Raw genomic sequence first — 16,171 nt, forward strand, 5'->3', positions numbered from 1 at the left:
TTCCTGACTCAGGCGGTTTCGATGGCGTGGAAGACCAGCGCCGCGGAATAGACGTTCGGCAGCGACTGGATGGTGTTGAGCAGCGTGCCGAGGCTGCCGGCGTCAGGCGCCTCGGTCACGACGATGAGCTTGCCGCGCGCGTCGCGGCCGTGAATTTCGCAGCCGGGCAGCGCGGTGATCTCGGCCTCCAGCTCGTCCAGGCGCTCGGGACGCGCCTGCACCACGATGCTGGCGATCTCACAGCCGGGCGGGGAGATGACGCGCTCGGTGCTGAGCACCCGGCCGGTGATCAATGCGCGGCGGTTGAGTGTGGCTTGTGCCATGATGGCTGTCTTTCGCTGTTCGGGGATCAATGCGGGGAGGGCGGTGGGCCGGGAGGGCCGGCAAACATCTGGTAGATCCAGACGCCGAGCCCGTATGAGCCGACCGTTCCGACCGCGAGGACGGGCATCACGACCGCGGTCAGGAACAGGAACGCAAAGATCTCCATGCGCTTACGGCGCACGCGCGAAGTCGTGTCGTCAGGGGCCGACATATTCGGTCTCTCTGAATGGTATGGGAATCGGGACGGCATCCGGGCCGTTACCTTGCTGCACTTTAGATAGGTTCGAGCCGCTAACGCGTTGATCTGGATCAACCTGTCGACTTGGCCGCACCCTGTAGTACGCGCCGGATCGGGCTTGCTTTGCTACGTGCGGGTGAGGGATCCATCTCCCGCGCGGCGGAATTGCGATTCCGTAGACAGCCGCCCCTCACGCATTAAGATGACGTTAACAACAATAATGCGGGAGAGACGGCGTCATGAAGTTCGGCATCTTCTACGAGCTGCAACTGCCAAGGCCCTGGGTGGCGGGCGACGAGCTCGCCCTCTACCAGAACGCGCTCTCGCAGATGGAACTCGCCGACAAGCTCAATTACGACCACGCCTGGGTCGTCGAGCATCACTTCCTCGAAGAATACTCGCACTCGCCCTCGCCGGAATCCTTCCTCGCCGCGGCCAGCCAGCGCACGAAGAACATCCGGCTCGGGCACGGCATCCTCCAGCTCACCACCAACCATCCGGCGCGCGTCGCCGAGCGCGTCGCGGTGCTCGATCTGCTCTCCAACGGCCGTTGCGAATTCGGCATGGGCGAGAGCGCGTCCATCACCGAGCTGACGCCGTTCGGCCGCGATATGGAGACCAAGAAGGAAGTCTTCGAGGAAGCCGTCCAGGCGATCTTCCCGATGTTCAAGGACGCAGGGTCCGAGCACCACGGCAAGTATTTCGACATCCCCCTGCGCAACGTCGTGCCGAAACCGGTGCAGAAGCCGCATCCGCCACTGTGGATGGCGTGCTCGCAGCTGCCGACCATCGAGCGCGCCGGCCGCCACGGCTTTGGCGCGCTCGGTTTCCAGTTCGTCAGCGCGGACGCCGCGCATGCCTGGGTGCATGCCTATTACAATGCCATGACCAAGCGGCTGCACAAATTGGCCGATTACGAGATCAACCCGAACATGGCGCTGGTCTCCTTCTTCATGTGCGCCAAGACCGACGAGGAGGCGCGGGCGCGGGCCGACGGCGCCACCTTCTTCCAGTTCGCGCTGCGCTTCTACGGCGCCTCGCAGAACCGCCAGCGTCCCGCGCCCTACACCGTCAACATGTGGGACGAGTACAACAAGTGGAAGCGCGACAATCCGGAAGCGCAGGAGGCGGCATTGCGCGGCGGCCTGATCGGCTCGCCCGAGACCATCCGCAAGAAGCTGAAGCGCTTCCAGAGCTCGCATATCGACCAGGTCATCCTGCTCAACCAGGCCGGCAAGAACAGCCACGAGCACATCTGCGAGTCGCTGGAGCTGTTCGGCCGCGAGGTGATGCCGGAATTCCAGAACGACCCGGCCCAGGCCGCCTGGAAGCGGGGCGTGATGAGCGGCGAGATCAAGCTCGAGGAGATCGACACCGAGGCCTTCACCGACCGCTACGGCAAGCTCGCGATCAACGTGCCGCCGGCCAGGGCGGCGGCGGAGTAGGGCGCCGTTGCGGACGATGTGGCGGCTGGCATTTCGAAAAGATGCAGTTGAACTGTCCGTTTGAACCGCCAGATTCGTGGTGATAGGCTTGTCACTCGCATCCGTCCGGGAGGACACCATGACCATGGGATGGTTTGACCGACTGTTAGGAAGGACGTCGGCGCCTGCTACCCGACTTTTTGCGAAATTTAGCCGGAAATCACGGGCACCGACCGATCCTGATCTTCTGAGGATCGCCAAAGACCGAAGAGGGCATGTCTCGCGGAGGGCCGTGAGGGATGAATATAATCGGCTGCTGTTGGAGAAGTACGCGCACGATAAGTCGTGATGGCTGATCCGATCCGGTCGTGCCGCGACGTGCCACTCCTGGCGCTCGTTTCTGGCGCCGGATGCGCCACCAGCATTGAGTGTGCCGAGTCGATCCCAACCGGACGACGCGTGGCAAGGCCGAGCCGCAGGCCAGGTGATATCCCGGCAGCCCCCGTCTTTCGGCATATCGCCGTTGCTGGTAAAACCGGCGCAAAGCGATAGGGAGAGAACGATGCGGCCCCACGGGATGGCCCTCGATCCGGCGGCTGGCGATGTCACGCCCGCGGTGCTGGCCATTGGCCGGCCGGATTTCCCAAAAGTCCTGATCGACACGTTGCGCCGGCAGGCCGATGTCGGCCATTGCATGGTGTTCGCGCTGAGCCGTGCCGGCGCCGCACACTGCCTGCTCGATGCCGGCAACATCCCGATCGGCGGTGATCTCGGCGCCGCCTATGCCGGGCAATTCCACGAATCCGATCCCAATCGCGATGCGCTGTTCGAAGGCGAGGGCGGCGCGCCGATCATGCTGCCGGCATTCGCACCGCGCATGTACGGCGCGCGATACCGGAAAATCTTCTTCCACGATTCCGGCATCGTCGACAAATGCGCCACCGCGATCTGGACTGGCGACACCTGCTTCTACGTCAATTTCTACCGCATTACGGCCCAGGGCCGCTTCAGCGCCGCGCAGCGCGAGCGGCTCCGGGCGATCGCGCCGGCCATCGGCGCCAGCGTAGCACGCCACTTCCAGCAGGGCGCAACGCCCGATCAGACGCTCGACGCGTTGTTCGCGACCCGCGCGCCACTCGCCGCTCTCACCCGGCGCGAGCAGGAGGTGTGTCGGCGCATCCTCGAAGGCTTCAACTCCGAGGCGATCTCGCAGGCGCTCGGCATCAGCCTGCATTCGACCCTGACCTACCGCAAGCGCGCCTATGAACGGCTCGGCATCTCCTCGCAGAGCGAATTGTTTTCGATCGTGCTGCGGCTGCTCGCGGGGCCGCGCAGCCTGAACTAGGGAGTACTCTAGGTTCGCGATATCTGCTTCCGAGAGCAAAGCGGACACGCAGTCCGCCTTCCTGGATAGTCGACTTTTGACCCATCTGCGACATGGGCAGGTTCAGCCGACCAGCTGGCAGTGCCCGCTGATGACAGTACCGTCGCGTTTATGCGCCTTAAGCGTGCCGTCGACGCGGTTGATGAAACCTTGCCAGACAGCGGTCGGGTCGAACAGATGTTGCCAAATGTTGCCGAGCGTAAGCGCCGTCTCAAAGAACAAGTGCGTATCCGTGGCGTGGACGGCCAAATTGCTTCCGAATGTCCGAGAGTGCATCGTCCCCTCGTCCAGATTAACGGTGACCTGTTCCCCGTTTAAGTAGACCGAGTTGCGCTCGCCGCCGGTAAGGCCCCGCGCCCAGCATTTCAGATCGATCGTCTCGGCATGTGCAGCCGTTGCAGCTAGCAGCGCTACGACGATGATTGTTGCTTTCAGCTTCACACTTATCTCGTCGCTTTGTGACGGCCCCGCCGGGGGTTCGGACACGGCAGGACATTCGATGACTTTGCCGAAATTTCGGTGTCGCCTTCGAAGGATGTGCAGAGGACTCAGTCGTTCAGAGATGAGCACGCGACAATAGCCATCCCATGATCTTCTGATACGGATCGCGACGACTGCGGACGAATGCGTTCTCGTTCTGCTGAGCGGCGGTCCTGGCGAATTCAGAAATCCCCTCCATAGACTGCCGTTTATCCCTCGGAAGCTTCGCCCATTGGCGAATGATCTTCCGGCGGGCTTCGCGTTGCTTCTCCCTTACGTCAGGCATCGGGACGCTCCTTGAAGAGGATTATTCCGGTCGACCTGGTATTGTTTGGGCTCACTAAAACTTCAACGTCCAATCAAATACTCTTAGCCCCTCTGATCGTGCAGCGCTATACACGGGAGCTAGTCTCATATTGGCTTTGCAGGCCCACCGCCCTAGAATTGCGGCGATCGCAGGACGGGCGAAATGCAGTATGTTTGCGACGCGCCGAAGGGCAAGACCTGGTTCCGTATCGAGACGGAAGGTGAAGCGATGTATGAGTCGCGCCTGATGGGCCACACAGTTGAGAAATATTTCCGCCGCGAGCGGGAGAAGGCAGTCCAGTCCTGGCGTCCCGAGCGGCCCAACGCGATCGAGCGCGACATCGGCCTCGAGGCCCATGTACAGCGAGAGATGCCGCTTTTCCTCACGCTGCGCGACATGGAGGGCAATGCACTAACTACAGCGATGCTGCCACCGGGTGGCAAAGATCGCGACGGGTTCCGGATCATCATCGTTGCCGCATCCAATGCCGATCCTTATCCTCAGCAGGACGCGGCCATCGCTGCACTGGGAGCGCATTTCGGTCTTACACTCGATCGCAACCGCTGCTTCCCCTACGGCCGCTAAGGAGCCTGACAAGTATCGCCGCTTGATTGGAGCGATGTCGGCTCATGGCCCAAAGCCGAACAACGAGGCGCCCATCGTCACGTCGGCTGTCGGTGGTAAGCCGGACGCGGGGCTGCCTTCGCCTCGACTACCGCTTGTGACCCGAAGCGGGCCTTGCCTTAGGCCGCCTCGGATGTCCACCCCGCTCGCATCTCGCGCCGTCTGCGTTTGGAACTGAAACATTTTCTAGCCTGAATGATTTACTCCCGGGGCTTCGCAAGATGCGAGGCATTCATGAACCCTGTTTCGGCGAGCGACGTGTTCCTTACGGGCACCACGTTCCTGATTGAGATTGGGTTTTTCATCCTGATCGGAATGTTCTGAACGCGCTATTGGGATGATGCGCAGCGGGTGCGAGGTCTAGTTCTCCTCGAACTTGATGGTTGAGACCGGCCATCTTCCGTCATGCCCCTTGATTGAAATCCGAAGCCCGTGCAATTCATCCAGCCAAACGTTCTCGACCGTGCCTGCCTTTCCGTCGGTAAGGACGACGGTTTTGCCGATCAATTCGGATTGCGCCTTACCGTACTCGTTCAAGATCGTCGATGCGCGAAGCTTCACCGGCGGCATCGTTCATCCATGTTCGGCCGAGCCGACTGCGGCTCAACCGCGCGGCTTGTTCCAATGCTCGGGCGCTTCGATCGCGGAGCCGATCGATTTGCGCTCTCAGACTCGCCGGTAGTTTCGGCTCTGGTTTCAGCGACGCACGTAATCTCTCGCCGATCTCTCGAATGATGGCCCGACAGTGTATATGGTCAATGTCAATTCGGTTGCGCATGACGGAGCCTTCGATTCCGCCAGCCCCCCGTGCACTCCCCCGCAACCGATCGGGGCACTGCTGGCGATTTTAATTGAAACCGAAGACCGTCGCTTTTTGCTATCTGCGCGAGCGCTTGTATTAAGAACAGCGGGTCGTTCGCCACGACCTTTGGCTATCCGCGACATGCGCCGTGTTACTACCGGCGAGCGACGGCCTCACTTTTTCTAAAGCCTGGCGGACGCTTTCGTTCCTCAATTTCTGATCGCGACCGATATGTTCCATTTCGAAAGAGGAACCTGCCCAGCGGCTAGTCGCTGGCGCCATGGAAGCAGCTTCCGATGCGGCCGAAAACATTGGGGTGCAGCGTTCGGGAACCATTTCTGAGAGTGCCCGGTTAGTTCATGGCGCGATAAAGGGGACCATCGTCATGAGGACCAAATATCTCGCTGCGATTGCGATAGCTGTTCTTGCTTGTAGTGGGCTGGTCGTGAATTCCGTCGGCTCGCTTCATCGCGAAAAGCAGTCCACGCCGAGCGCCATACAGGTGGCGGACCGATTAGCTGGGTCCTTGGATCCGTATTTGATACGGTCTGGTAGCTAAAACGGTCGGTGTAACTCAGAAATGCATTGGCGGCGCTGCTTAAGTCATTGGGCAACGCGCCCGATCGGCAAGCAAGGCTGTAACGCCTTTGCCTCACATCCTATCGCGCTCGCCTCCATACGTCGCGTTCCTCGTCTGTCGGATTCAACGCTGCCTCTGCCTACGCTGCAACTTCGTGTCCGTTACTTCCGATATTGGTTCTTTGGCGACTACCGATGATGCGGCGCTGTCGTGAATAACCAGTCGCCAACCAATTAACGAACTCATCGTCTTTGGTCATGGCCTGCTCAACTTCCAGTCCAGTCGGCTTAGGGCGTGCGGCCAACAGATTAAATGCTGCCTCAGCAGATGACAATCTGCCGAACGTCGGCTTGCGGCTCTTAGCCCACGTGCTCACCGATAGGCCCAGCTTCGGCCAGCTGCGCAGCTCCAATGATTTGTGTTCCCGGCTTGCCGGCAACAGCCGCGTCGATGAGCCGGCGGGCCACGTTGGTCACCGAGCTGATGCGCGCAACGCGCGGCAACAGGGGGGACGCGAAGCTCAAGACGTTCCGCACCGCGCGCTGGACCGGCCTGCTTTCGGCCCGCTCGCCATCCAGGAAACCTGGCCGCAGGATCGTCAGGGACGGGAAAGCGAGCGCCCCGATCGCCTCCTCCACCTCGCCCTTCGTCCGTGTGTAGAGAAACGGGGATCGCGGGTCGGCGCCCAAGGACGACACCAGCGCGAACCGACCGACTCCAGCGTCGCGCAGCCGCCGCGCGATCAGCAGCACCAGTTCGTAGTCGACCGCTCGAAATGCTGCTGCCGACCCTGCCGCCGCCCGCGTCGTGCCGAGCGCGCAGATTGCGCCGTCGGCTCGCCATTCCTCACCGCCGGCACCAGCAATCAGATCATCGAGCCGAGGATTGGCTATCCGCTCCTCGGGCGGCATCGCACGCCGCGTCGGCGCGATGATGCGCGTGATGCGAGGGTCCGTAAGGGCGAGCCTCATCGCGCGGCCGCCAACCAGCCCCGTCGCGCCTACGATGAGCAATGTGGTCATGATCATCCCGTCTTGGATTTGCAGATTTTGGATTTGCAGATCTTGGATTTGCCGGCCGAGTGTACAGGAACCGGTTGCCACGGCAACTTCGACGCCTGCGTCGCGACGATCTCCAAACCTGGCATGTATCGAGGTTGTGCCGCGGGGAATTCCTTGCCGCTTTGTCCCGTCAACCTGACTTGCAAGTAAATGCTCTTCTCCCGTCTGTCCCCATCGCTAGGGACAGACGCCCGCACCGTAGTGCGCTAGTCTGGCCCCAAGGACACAACAATCCAGAGGAAACGGCCTTGAGCACCGCGCCGCGCATCGACATCGACCCTGCTTCGTTCTGGGCCGATCCCTATCCGATGCTTGCAAGAATGCGCAAGGAGGCGCCGATCGCCTTCGTGCCGCAGCTCGGTTCGACGCTGCTGACCAGCCGCGACGACATCTCGATCTCCGAGAAGCAGATCGACGTGTTCTCCTCGCACCAGCCCGCCGGCCTGATGAATCGGCTGATGGGCCACAACATGATGCGCAAGGACGGCGAGGCGCATCAGGTCGAGCGGCGCGCGATGTTTCCGACGGTGTCGCCGAAGACGGTGAAGGCGCACTGGACCGCGCTGTTCCAGGCTCATGCCGACCGCATTCTCGATTGCGTAGAGCCCGGGCGGATCGACTTCATGCGCGACTTCGCGTTGCCGTTCTCGGGCGAATGCCTGAAGTCGATCACCGGCCTCACCAATATCGGCTTTGGCGACATGGACGCGTGGTCGCAAGGCATGATCGAGGGCATCGCCAACTATTCCGGCGATCCCGCTGTCGAAGCGCGCTGCCATGCGGCCACATCAGGCATCGATGCCGCGATCGACGACATCCTGCCGGTGATGCGCAAGAACCCCGACCAGAGCATTCTCGGCGTGCTCCTCGCCGCCGGCATGCCGATGGAGAGCGTGCGCGCCAACGTCAAGCTTGCGATCTCGGGCGGCCAGAACGAACCGCGCAAGGCGATCGCCGGCACGGTGTGGGCGCTGCTGAGCCATCCCGATCAGCTCGATCTGGTGCGCAAGGGCGAGGTGTCCTGGCTCGAGGCGTTCGAGGAATACGCCCGCTGGATCTCGCCGATCGGCATGTCGCCGCGGCGCATCGCAAAGCCGTGGTCGATCCGCGACGTGACGTTCGAAACCGATGAGCGCGTGTTCCTGATGTTCGGCTCTGCCAACCGCGACGAGAAACATTTTGAGCGGGCCGATCAGTTCGACGTGCGGCGTGATACGTCCAAGAGCGTCGCCTTCGGCGCCGGCCCGCACTTCTGCGCCGGCGCCTGGGCTTCGCGCGCCATGATCGCCGACGTCGCGCTGCCGACGGTGTTCGCGCGTGCCAAACAGCTCGAGATCGCCGGTGACGAGCCGGTGCGCATCGGCGGCTGGGCGTTTAGGGGCTTGCAGAATTTGCCGGTGAAGTGGCACTAGCTTGCAAAGTCGTGCGGTGTCATCGCCCTGCTTGACCGGGCGATCCAGTACGCCGCGGCAGTCGTGTGAAGCATCGGCATCTCTGGAATACTGGATTCCCCGCCTTCGCGGGAATGACAGTGAGGTGGTGGAACGAGCTTTTCGCCTCAGCAGCCCCGGTCCGCCATGATGCCATCATGCCCCTGTTTTGCCCGACGAGTCAAATCGACTTCGGATAATACGTAAGTCGTTGATTTCCCATGCTCCGGCTACTGTGCATGGGGTTGTTTTCGCAGATTTGGTTCCGGTCGCGAGTCCCAAGGCGCGAACGCGCTCGGCCTTCACATCCGCGTGCAGAAAAATTCCATCTTCATTGGTGCGGCCGCTTGAAAGATTAATCATGCGCGCCGCCACGCGCGCAGTGCTCGCATCGCTATTTTTCCGCGTGTCTCGACACCTCCGCCGCTCCGCACCATCATTCTCGAAACGTGAATGATGACGGCCGCACGCGGCCCGGAGTGTTGAATGCAGCGTCGTGACTTCCTGAAATTGTCCCTTGGAACAGCAGCCGCTACTGCATTCGCTTCGCGAGCGAGCGCGCAAGGCGCGGTGAAGGAAATTCGTATCGGCTACCAGAAGAGCGGCGTGCTGGTCATCGCGCGCCAGCAGGCGTCCCTGGAAAAACATTTCACGCCGCAGGGCATCGAGGTGAAATGGGTCGAGTTCTCGTCGGGCCCGCCGATGATGGAGGCGATGAATGTCGGCAGCGTCGATTTCGGCTCGGTCGGCGATTCACCGCCGGTGTTCGCCCAGGCGGCGGGCGCTGCGATCGTCTATGCCGCGGGCCAACCCATCACCAACGGCCAGGGCATCCTGGTGCCGAAGGATTCGCCGATCCGCAACATCGCCGACCTGAAGGGCAAGCGTATCGGCTTCACCAAGGGCTCCAGCGCGCACAACATCGTGGTGCAGACGCTGGAGAAGGCCGGTCTCACCTATGCCGACATCACGCCGGTCTATCTGACGCCGCCAGACGCGGGTCCGGCATTTGCCAATGGCAGCATCGAGGCCTGGGCGATCTGGGACCCGTATTTTGCGATCGGCGAGACCAAGCAGGGCGGCCGCATCCTGATCAATGCGCGTGAGGTCACCAAGACCAATTCCTTCTACATCGCCAACCGCGAGTTCGCGAAGAACCACGGCGCCATCCTGCAACAGATCGTCGATGTGACCACCGCGGCCGGCAAATGGGCCGAGCAGCACCGCGACGAGGTCGCCAAATCGCTCGCCGCGATCACCGGCGTCCCGATGGACATCCAGACCGTCGCGGCCAATCGCGCGAACTTCGTGGTCGGCCCCGTCACCGATGACATCGTCGTGACCCAGCAGGGCGTCGCCGACCGCTTCCACAAGCTCGGCCTGATCCCGAAGCCGATCGTCATCCGCGACATCGTCTGGCGCAACCCGGCAGCCTGATCGTGCCGACCACTCTCCCCACGCACAAGGGTTTGAACATGAGGCGTATCATTCAGCGTCTGATCGCGGCCATCGTGCTGTCGATCGGCATCGTCGCCGCCGCGGTCGGCACCTCCTATGGCCAGGACAAGGTGGTCCGCATCGGCTACCAGAAATACGGCAAGCTGGTGCTGCTCAAGAGCAAGGGCACGCTGGAGCCGAAGCTCGCCGCCGACGGCTACAAGGTGGTGTGGACCGAATTTCCCTCCGGCCCGCCGCTGCTCGAGGCGCTCAATGTCGGCGCGATCGATTTCGGCAACACCGGCGAAGCCCCGCCGATCTTCGCGCAGGCCGCGGGCGCGCCGATCCAGTATGTCGCCTATGAGCCGCCGGCGCCGAAGGGCGAGGCGATCCTGGTGCCGAAGGACAGCCCGCTGAAGTCGGTCACTGAGCTCAAGGGCAAGAAGGTCGCGCTCAACAAGGGCTCCAACGTCCATTATCTCCTGGTCAAGGCGCTGGAGAAGGCGGGCGTCAAATATTCCGAGATCGAGCCGGTGTTCCTTGCGCCTGCCGATGCGCGTGCCGCCTTCGAGCGTGGTGCGGTCGATGCCTGGGTGATCTGGGATCCGTTCCAGGCCGCCGCCGAAGCTGCCACCGGTGCGCGCACGCTCGCCGACGGCACCGGCATCGTTGCGAACTACCAGTTCTACTTCTCCTCGAAGAAATTCCTCGACGCCAATCCGAAGATCGTCGACGCCGTGCTCGCCGAGCTCAGCGCGGTCGACGACTGGGCGAAGGGCGACATCCACGCAGTCGCCGAGCAACTCGCGCCGGCGATCGGGCTGTCCGTGCCGGTGGTCGAGGTGGCGCTGAAGCGGCAGGCCTACGGCATCAAGCCGATCACGGATGCCGTCATCGCCGATCAGCAGCAGGTTGCGGACGCGTTCTTCGCGCTCAACCTGATCCCGAAAGCAATCAAGATTTCCGACGTGGCGCGGAGGCCAGGTTCATGAGTAAGCAGTCTAACGCCAACATCCTCTGGTTCCTGCCGACCCACGGTGACGGTCGTTATCTCGGCACGGGAATCGGCGGCCGCGAGGTCAACTTCAACTATCTGCGCCAGATCGCGCAGGCTGCCGACCAGCTCGGCTATTACGGCGTGCTGCTGCCGACGGGGCGATCCTGCGAGGATTCCTGGATCGTCGCGTCGAGCGTCGCGCCCTTCACCGAGCGGCTGCGCTATCTCGTGGCCGTTCGCCCCGGCCTGCAATCGCCGAGCGTCGCCGCGCGCATGACCGCGACGCTGGACCGCATCAGCAACGGCCGGCTGCTCGTCAACGTCGTCACCGGCGGCGATCCCGTCGAGAACAAGGGCGACGGCATCTTCCTCGGCCATGACGAGCGCTACGAGGTCACCCGCGAGTTCCTCAGCGTCTACAGCGACCTGCTCGCCGGCAAGACCGTCGATGTCGAGGGCAAGCACATCCATGTCGAGGGCGGCAAGCTGCTGTTTCCCCCAGTGCAGTCGCCGCGCCCGCCGCTGTATTTCGGCGGCTCGTCGGATGCCGGCATCGACGTCGCCGTGGACGCCGTCGACAAATACCTCACCTGGGGCGAGCCGCCGGCGCTGGTGGCCGAGAAGGTCGCGAAGGTGAGGGAAGTCGCCGCCGCGCGCGGACGAAAGCTCTCCTTCGGCATCCGCCTTCACGTGATTGTTCGCGAGACCAACGAAGAAGCCTGGCGCGCAGCCAACGAGCTGATCAAGCATGTCAGCGACGACACCATCGCGACCGCGCAGAAGAACTTTGCCCGCATGGACTCCGTCGGCCAGCAGCGCATGGCACAGCTCCACGGCGGCAAGCGCGACAAGCTCGAGATCGCCCCGAACCTGTGGGCCGGCGTCGGCCTCGTGCGCGGCGGCGCCGGCACGGCGCTGGTCGGCGACGCCCAGACCGTCGCGGCCCGCATCAAGGAGTATCAGGATATCGGCATCGATACCTTCATCATGTCGGGCTACCCGCATCTGGAGGAAGCCTATCGCTTCGCCGAGCTGGTGTTCCCGCTGCTCTCGCTGGAGCAACCTTCTAACGTGACCAGGCTGCATTTCAATGGCGGTCCCTTCGGTGAAACGGTCGGCAGCGACTACCGTCCGCAGCATAAGGTATCGCAGTCATGAGCCTGATCGACAGCGTTTCGCTTCCGCGCGGCTTGCGTCTGCCGCGCGTCGACGGCCTGATCCAGTGGATCGTGCCGCTTGCCATCATCGCGGTCTGGCAGGTCGCCAGCGTCACCGGCTTCGTGCCGACGCGCGTGCTGCCGGCGCCGAGCGACGTTCTGCTCGCGGGCTGGAAGCTGCTGCTGTCCGGCGAGCTCGGCCGCAACATCTGGGTCTCGTTCTGGCGCGCCTCGATCGGCTTTTTGATCGGCGGCGGCATCGGCTTCGCCTTCGGTCTCGCCAATGGCCTGTCGCAGCTCTCGGCCAAGCTCACCGACACCACGCTGCAGATGGTACGCAACGTGCCGCATCTGGCGCTGATCCCGCTGGTCATCCTGTGGTTCGGCATCGACGAGAGCGCAAAGCTGTTCCTGGTGGCGCTGGGCGTGTTCTTCCCGATCTACCTCAACACGCTGCACGGCATCCGCACCGTCGATCCGCAGCTGATCGAGATGGGCCGCATCTACGGCATGACCGACAGCGAGCTGTTCCGCCGCGTGATCTTCCCGGGCGCGTTGCCCTCGATCTTCGTCGGCATCCGCTTCGCGCTCGGCATCATGTGGCTCACCCTGATCGTCGCCGAGACCATCGCGGCGTCCTCGGGCCTCGGCTACATGGCGATGCAGGCGCGCGAGTTCATGCTGATCGACGTCGTCGTGCTCTCGATCCTGATCTACGCCCTGCTCGGCAAGCTCGCCGACAGCGCCTCCCGCGTGCTGGAGCGCCTGACGCTCTCCTGGCACCCAGCCTTCCAGAAACGTTGAGCAGAAATACTGGGAATCACATGCAGACAGCGCTTCGTACGTCCCTTCCCGAAACCGAGCTCGCCAGCCGCGCCAATTTCGCGCCTCACGCCCGCGTCGTGCGCGAGGATCGCCCGGCGCAGGTCAGCGGCCTGCCGCTCAGCATCCGCGGCCTGCGCAAATCCTTTGGCGATAACGAGGTGCTGCGCGGCATCGATCTGCACATCCCCGCCGGCCAGTTCGTCGCCATCGTCGGCAAGAGTGGTTGCGGCAAGAGCACGTTGCTGCGGCTCATCGCCGGCCTCGAGAAGTTCGACGCCGGCAGCATCGGTTTTGGCGACGAAGTCCAGGCGGAGGACATCCGCGTGATGTTCCAGGAGCCCCGCCTGCTGCCCTGGGCGCGCGTGCTCGCCAATGTCGAGGTCGGCCTCGGTCGCGACCGCTCATCCAGCGATGCGCATGCCCGCGCGGAGCAGGCCCTGACCGAGGTCGGGCTCGCGGACAAGCGCGACCAGTGGCCTTCGGTGCTGTCGGGTGGCCAGAGGCAGCGCGTCGCGCTCGGCCGCGCGCTGGTCTCTCGTCCCCGCGTGCTCGCCTTCGACGAGCCGCTCGGCGCGCTGGACGCGCTGACCCGCATCTCGATGCAGCGGCTGCTGGAGCGCGTTTGGCGCGATCAGGGCTTTACCGCGATCCTGGTCACCCACGACGTCGCCGAGGCCGTGGCCCTGGCGGACCGGGTGCTGGTGATCGAGGAGGGCCGTATTGCCCACGACGTCACGGTTAACGCGGCCCGGCCGCGCCAGCGCGGCTCCGCCGAGCTTGCGAGCCTCGAAGGCTCGATCCTGAGCCACCTTTTGTCGGCGGACGATCGTACCTAAATAGAAGGGAACCCCACTTCGGGGAGCTTGCCATGAATGTAGTGCCCCGCGATCTCATGACCGAAATTGCCGTCTCGCCTGCCGATTTCCGCGGTGCCATGCGCCACCTCACCGGCGGTGTCAGTGTCATCACCGCCGGGCGGGGCAAGGACATCACCGGCATGACGGTGACCTCGGTGACCTCGCTGTCGGTCGAGCCGCCCACGCTCCTGGTCAGCATCAACCGAGATGCCTCGTCCTTCCCGCTGATCCGCCGCTACGGCGCCTTCGGCGTGAACATCCTCGCGGCTGACCAGCTGGACGTCGCCGAGCGTTTTGCCGGCAAGGGCGGGCTGAAGGGCCCTGATCGCTTTGCGGGCAGCCGTTGGGTGACATCAGTCTCCGGTGTTCCGCTGCTGGTCGGCGCGTTGTCCGCCGTCGATTGTGAGGTCGAGGAGATCGTCGAACGCCACTCGCACGGCATCGTCATCGGCCGCGTCAGGGACGTCAGGAATTCGACGCGCAACGCCGCATTGGCCTATTGGCACGGCCAGTATGTGGCGGTCGACCAGGACGAAGACGCGGCCCGTCTCGCGGAAGTCAGCGTTCCCGCGCGCGGCCGGCGCGGCGTTTGATCGCTGCCGGCCGCTCAGGCTGGCCTTTTCCCCGTCATCGCTCTAGAAGCGCCCTGAGGCGTCCCGCCGGGACGGCAACGGAGCGGAACGATGAAGCGCGTCGCGACCCTAGCCTTCTACGCCATCGGCGCGTTGGCGATCGCCTATCTCGCGCTCTATGCATACGCGATGCTTTCAGGCCAGCCGATCGTGCCGGGCGACCCCATCCACATCTTCCGCAAGCCCGACGCGCCGAGCTATTCGTGAGAACTTGGTCAGTCTCGTAGGGTGGGCAAAGGCGCACTTGCGCCGTGCCCACCACCTTTCGCGGTAGCAGCAATGGTGGGCACGCTTCGCTTTGCCCACCCTACGGCACCTAACCCTTTAAAATCGCGAGCGCCAGGGCCTGCGCGCGCGGCACGATGCTGTCGATCTCCAGATATTCCTCCGGCGTGTGCGCGAGCCCGCCGACCGGCCCGAGGCCGCAGATGGTCGGGGTGCCGACCGCAGCCGTGAAGCCGGAATCGGCGCAGCCGCCGGAGAACTCGCCCTGCAGCGTGGTGAGGCCGACCTGCCTTGCGGCGGCCTGATAACCTTCGAACAGCGCCTTCGACTCCGCGCTCTGCACCACCGGCACGAACTCGCCCTTGATCGTCAGCGTCGCGCTGGTGCCCGGCACGTAAGGTGTCGCGATGATCTTCTCGATCGCGGCCATGATCCGCGCGCGATCCGCGGGATCGACATAGCGCAGGTCGATCTGGCCTTCGGCGAAAGGCGCCGTGGTGTTGACGGACTGGCCGCCCGAGACGAGACCGACATTGAGCGTGATGCCCTTGTCGAGATCGGTCAGCGCGTGGATCTGGACGATCTTGTGCGCGAGCTCGCCGATCGCGCTGACGCCGGCGGCGAAATTGGCGCCGGAATGCGCGGCTTTACCGGTGATGGCAAAATGCATGAAGATGCCGCCCTTGCGGCCGGTGACGACGTTGCCCGTGGGCCGGCCCGGCTCGGAGTTGAACACTGCGCGCGCGGCGCGTCCTTCGCGCTCGATCACGGGGCGGCAGGAGGGCGAGCCGATCTCCTCGTCCGAGGTGATCAGCACCTTGATCGGATGCGGTGAGCCGCCGAACTTGTGGAAAGCGGTTGCCACGAACACGTTCATGACGAGGCCGGACTTCATGTCGGAGACGCCGGGTCCATAGGCGCGGTTGTCCTTGATCGTGAACGGCCGCCGCCCGGCCTCGCCCTTGCCGAACACGGTGTCGCGATGGCCCATCAACAGCACCGGCTTCTCGTTGCTGCCGGGCTTGGCGACATCGGCATGGATCGCATCGCCGAAGGTGGCGTTGGCCTCGCGCCGGAACGGAATGCCGTGCTCGGCAAAATGCCGCTCGAACCGCGCACCGACCGCATCGACGCCTTCCTTGTCATAGGATCCGGAATCGATGTTCACGACATCGCGCAGCAGATCGATCATCGCCTGCCGCTGCGACGCCAGCCAGTCCGTGATTTGGGATTGAGACATTGTCATCCTCGCGTGGTTCTCACGCGGGGTTATAGGGCATGGCGTGCGCCCGACCTAGTCGCCGGATGCGGTGCCGCCATGTGTTCGCTCCGGTAGCCCGGATGAGCGAAGCGATATCCGGGGAGCCGCCGTGCCGGCACTGTCCCG

19 protein-coding genes are annotated in these 16,171 nt (G+C 63.6%); 11 read left to right on the forward strand and 8 right to left on the reverse strand.

Translation table 11 applies throughout. The features are described from left to right. Window positions 1-8: 8 nt before the first annotated feature. Both NLM25_RS07115 and napE read right to left on the reverse strand, forming a co-directional pair. The gene (locus NLM25_RS07115; RefSeq protein ID WP_254136535.1) at window positions 9-323 is read right to left on the reverse strand and encodes a chaperone NapD; all 315 of its coding nucleotides are present in this window, start codon (window positions 321-323) and stop codon (window positions 9-11) included. 26 nt (window positions 324-349) lie between these two features. Beyond that, a complete protein-coding gene (gene napE / locus NLM25_RS07120; RefSeq protein ID WP_027532529.1) occupies window positions 350-535 on the reverse strand; it encodes a periplasmic nitrate reductase, NapE protein in 186 nt (61 codons plus the stop codon). Window positions 536-801: 266 nt separating this feature from the next. On the opposite strand from napE, the gene NLM25_RS07125 reads away from it, so the two are divergent. Both NLM25_RS07125 and NLM25_RS07130 read left to right on the forward strand, forming a co-directional pair. Then, window positions 802-2,007, forward strand: coding sequence for an LLM class flavin-dependent oxidoreductase (locus tag NLM25_RS07125; RefSeq protein ID WP_254116243.1), 1,206 nt, complete (start codon window positions 802-804; stop codon window positions 2,005-2,007). A 541-nt stretch (window positions 2,008-2,548) separates the two neighbouring features. Next, window positions 2,549-3,331 carry a helix-turn-helix transcriptional regulator gene (locus tag NLM25_RS07130; RefSeq protein WP_254136536.1) on the forward strand — a complete coding sequence of 261 codons (783 nt, stop codon included), beginning with the start codon at window positions 2,549-2,551 and terminating at the stop codon, window positions 3,329-3,331. Window positions 3,332-3,433: 102 nt separating this feature from the next. Here the strand turns inward: NLM25_RS07130 and NLM25_RS07135 are convergent, their stop codons facing one another. Next, the gene (locus tag NLM25_RS07135; protein WP_254116245.1) at window positions 3,434-3,811 is read right to left on the reverse strand and encodes a hypothetical protein; all 378 of its coding nucleotides are present in this window, start codon (window positions 3,809-3,811) and stop codon (window positions 3,434-3,436) included. A 115-nt stretch (window positions 3,812-3,926) separates the two neighbouring features. After that, entirely contained in the window at window positions 3,927-4,136 is a 210-nt protein-coding gene (locus NLM25_RS07140) for a hypothetical protein (RefSeq protein ID WP_254136537.1), read from the reverse strand. 183 nt (window positions 4,137-4,319) lie between these two features. Between NLM25_RS07140 and NLM25_RS07145 the strand changes: the two genes are divergently transcribed. Continuing rightward, window positions 4,320-4,742, forward strand: a complete 423-nt coding sequence (locus tag NLM25_RS07145) for a hypothetical protein (protein WP_254116247.1) — start codon at window positions 4,320-4,322, stop codon at window positions 4,740-4,742. Between the two features lie 399 nt (window positions 4,743-5,141). Here the strand turns inward: NLM25_RS07145 and NLM25_RS07150 are convergent, their stop codons facing one another. Both NLM25_RS07150 and NLM25_RS07155 read right to left on the reverse strand, forming a co-directional pair. Next, window positions 5,142-5,351: a PRC-barrel domain-containing protein gene (locus NLM25_RS07150; protein WP_135217292.1), complete on the reverse strand. Its 210-nt coding sequence runs from the start codon at window positions 5,349-5,351 to the stop codon at window positions 5,142-5,144. Between the two features lie 1,171 nt (window positions 5,352-6,522). Next, entirely contained in the window at window positions 6,523-7,266 is a 744-nt protein-coding gene (locus tag NLM25_RS07155; protein WP_254136538.1) for an NAD-dependent dehydratase, read from the reverse strand. Between the two features lie 206 nt (window positions 7,267-7,472). On the opposite strand from NLM25_RS07155, the gene NLM25_RS07160 reads away from it, so the two are divergent. Next, on the forward strand, window positions 7,473-8,636 hold the full coding sequence (locus tag NLM25_RS07160; RefSeq protein ID WP_254136539.1) for a cytochrome P450: 1,164 nt from the start codon (window positions 7,473-7,475) through the stop codon (window positions 8,634-8,636). A 174-nt stretch (window positions 8,637-8,810) separates the two neighbouring features. Here NLM25_RS07160 and NLM25_RS07165 read toward each other — a convergent pair whose 3' ends face one another. Beyond that, a complete protein-coding gene (locus NLM25_RS07165; RefSeq protein WP_254136540.1) occupies window positions 8,811-9,017 on the reverse strand; it encodes a hypothetical protein in 207 nt (68 codons plus the stop codon). Window positions 9,018-9,140: 123 nt separating this feature from the next. Between NLM25_RS07165 and NLM25_RS07170 the strand changes: the two genes are divergently transcribed. The 7 genes from NLM25_RS07170 to NLM25_RS07200 all read left to right on the forward strand — a co-directional run bounded on the left by NLM25_RS07170 (window position 9,141) and on the right by NLM25_RS07200 (window position 14,766). After that, window positions 9,141-10,091: a sulfonate ABC transporter substrate-binding protein gene (locus NLM25_RS07170; RefSeq protein WP_254136541.1), complete on the forward strand. Its 951-nt coding sequence runs from the start codon at window positions 9,141-9,143 to the stop codon at window positions 10,089-10,091. Window positions 10,092-10,129: 38 nt separating this feature from the next. Further along, window positions 10,130-11,083, forward strand: a complete 954-nt coding sequence (locus NLM25_RS07175; protein ID WP_254136542.1) for a sulfonate ABC transporter substrate-binding protein — start codon at window positions 10,130-10,132, stop codon at window positions 11,081-11,083. Continuing rightward, window positions 11,080-12,246: an FMNH2-dependent alkanesulfonate monooxygenase gene (gene ssuD, locus NLM25_RS07180; RefSeq protein WP_254136543.1), complete on the forward strand. Its 1,167-nt coding sequence runs from the start codon at window positions 11,080-11,082 to the stop codon at window positions 12,244-12,246. Before NLM25_RS07175 ends, ssuD begins: the two co-directional genes overlap by 4 nt. Then, the gene (ssuC, locus tag NLM25_RS07185) at window positions 12,243-13,049 is read left to right on the forward strand and encodes an aliphatic sulfonate ABC transporter permease SsuC (protein WP_254116253.1); all 807 of its coding nucleotides are present in this window, start codon (window positions 12,243-12,245) and stop codon (window positions 13,047-13,049) included. Before ssuD ends, ssuC begins: the two co-directional genes overlap by 4 nt. Window positions 13,050-13,069: 20 nt before the next feature. Then, window positions 13,070-13,906: an ATP-binding cassette domain-containing protein gene (locus NLM25_RS07190; RefSeq protein WP_254136544.1), complete on the forward strand. Its 837-nt coding sequence runs from the start codon at window positions 13,070-13,072 to the stop codon at window positions 13,904-13,906. Between the two features lie 32 nt (window positions 13,907-13,938). Continuing rightward, window positions 13,939-14,520 (forward strand): flavin reductase family protein, encoded by a 582-nt coding sequence (locus NLM25_RS07195; RefSeq protein WP_254116255.1) that lies wholly within the window; start codon window positions 13,939-13,941, stop codon window positions 14,518-14,520. Window positions 14,521-14,610: 90 nt separating this feature from the next. After that, window positions 14,611-14,766 carry a hypothetical protein gene (locus tag NLM25_RS07200; RefSeq protein WP_254136545.1) on the forward strand — a complete coding sequence of 52 codons (156 nt, stop codon included), beginning with the start codon at window positions 14,611-14,613 and terminating at the stop codon, window positions 14,764-14,766. Between the two features lie 109 nt (window positions 14,767-14,875). On the opposite strand, the gene NLM25_RS07205 is transcribed toward NLM25_RS07200, so the two are convergent. Further along, window positions 14,876-16,024, reverse strand: coding sequence for a M20 family metallopeptidase (locus tag NLM25_RS07205; protein WP_254136546.1), 1,149 nt, complete (start codon window positions 16,022-16,024; stop codon window positions 14,876-14,878). Window positions 16,025-16,171 lie beyond the last annotated feature (147 nt).

The sequence above is a fragment of the Bradyrhizobium sp. CCGB01 genome (assembly GCF_024199795.1).
In the GTDB taxonomy this organism is placed as follows: domain Bacteria; phylum Pseudomonadota; class Alphaproteobacteria; order Rhizobiales; family Xanthobacteraceae; genus Bradyrhizobium.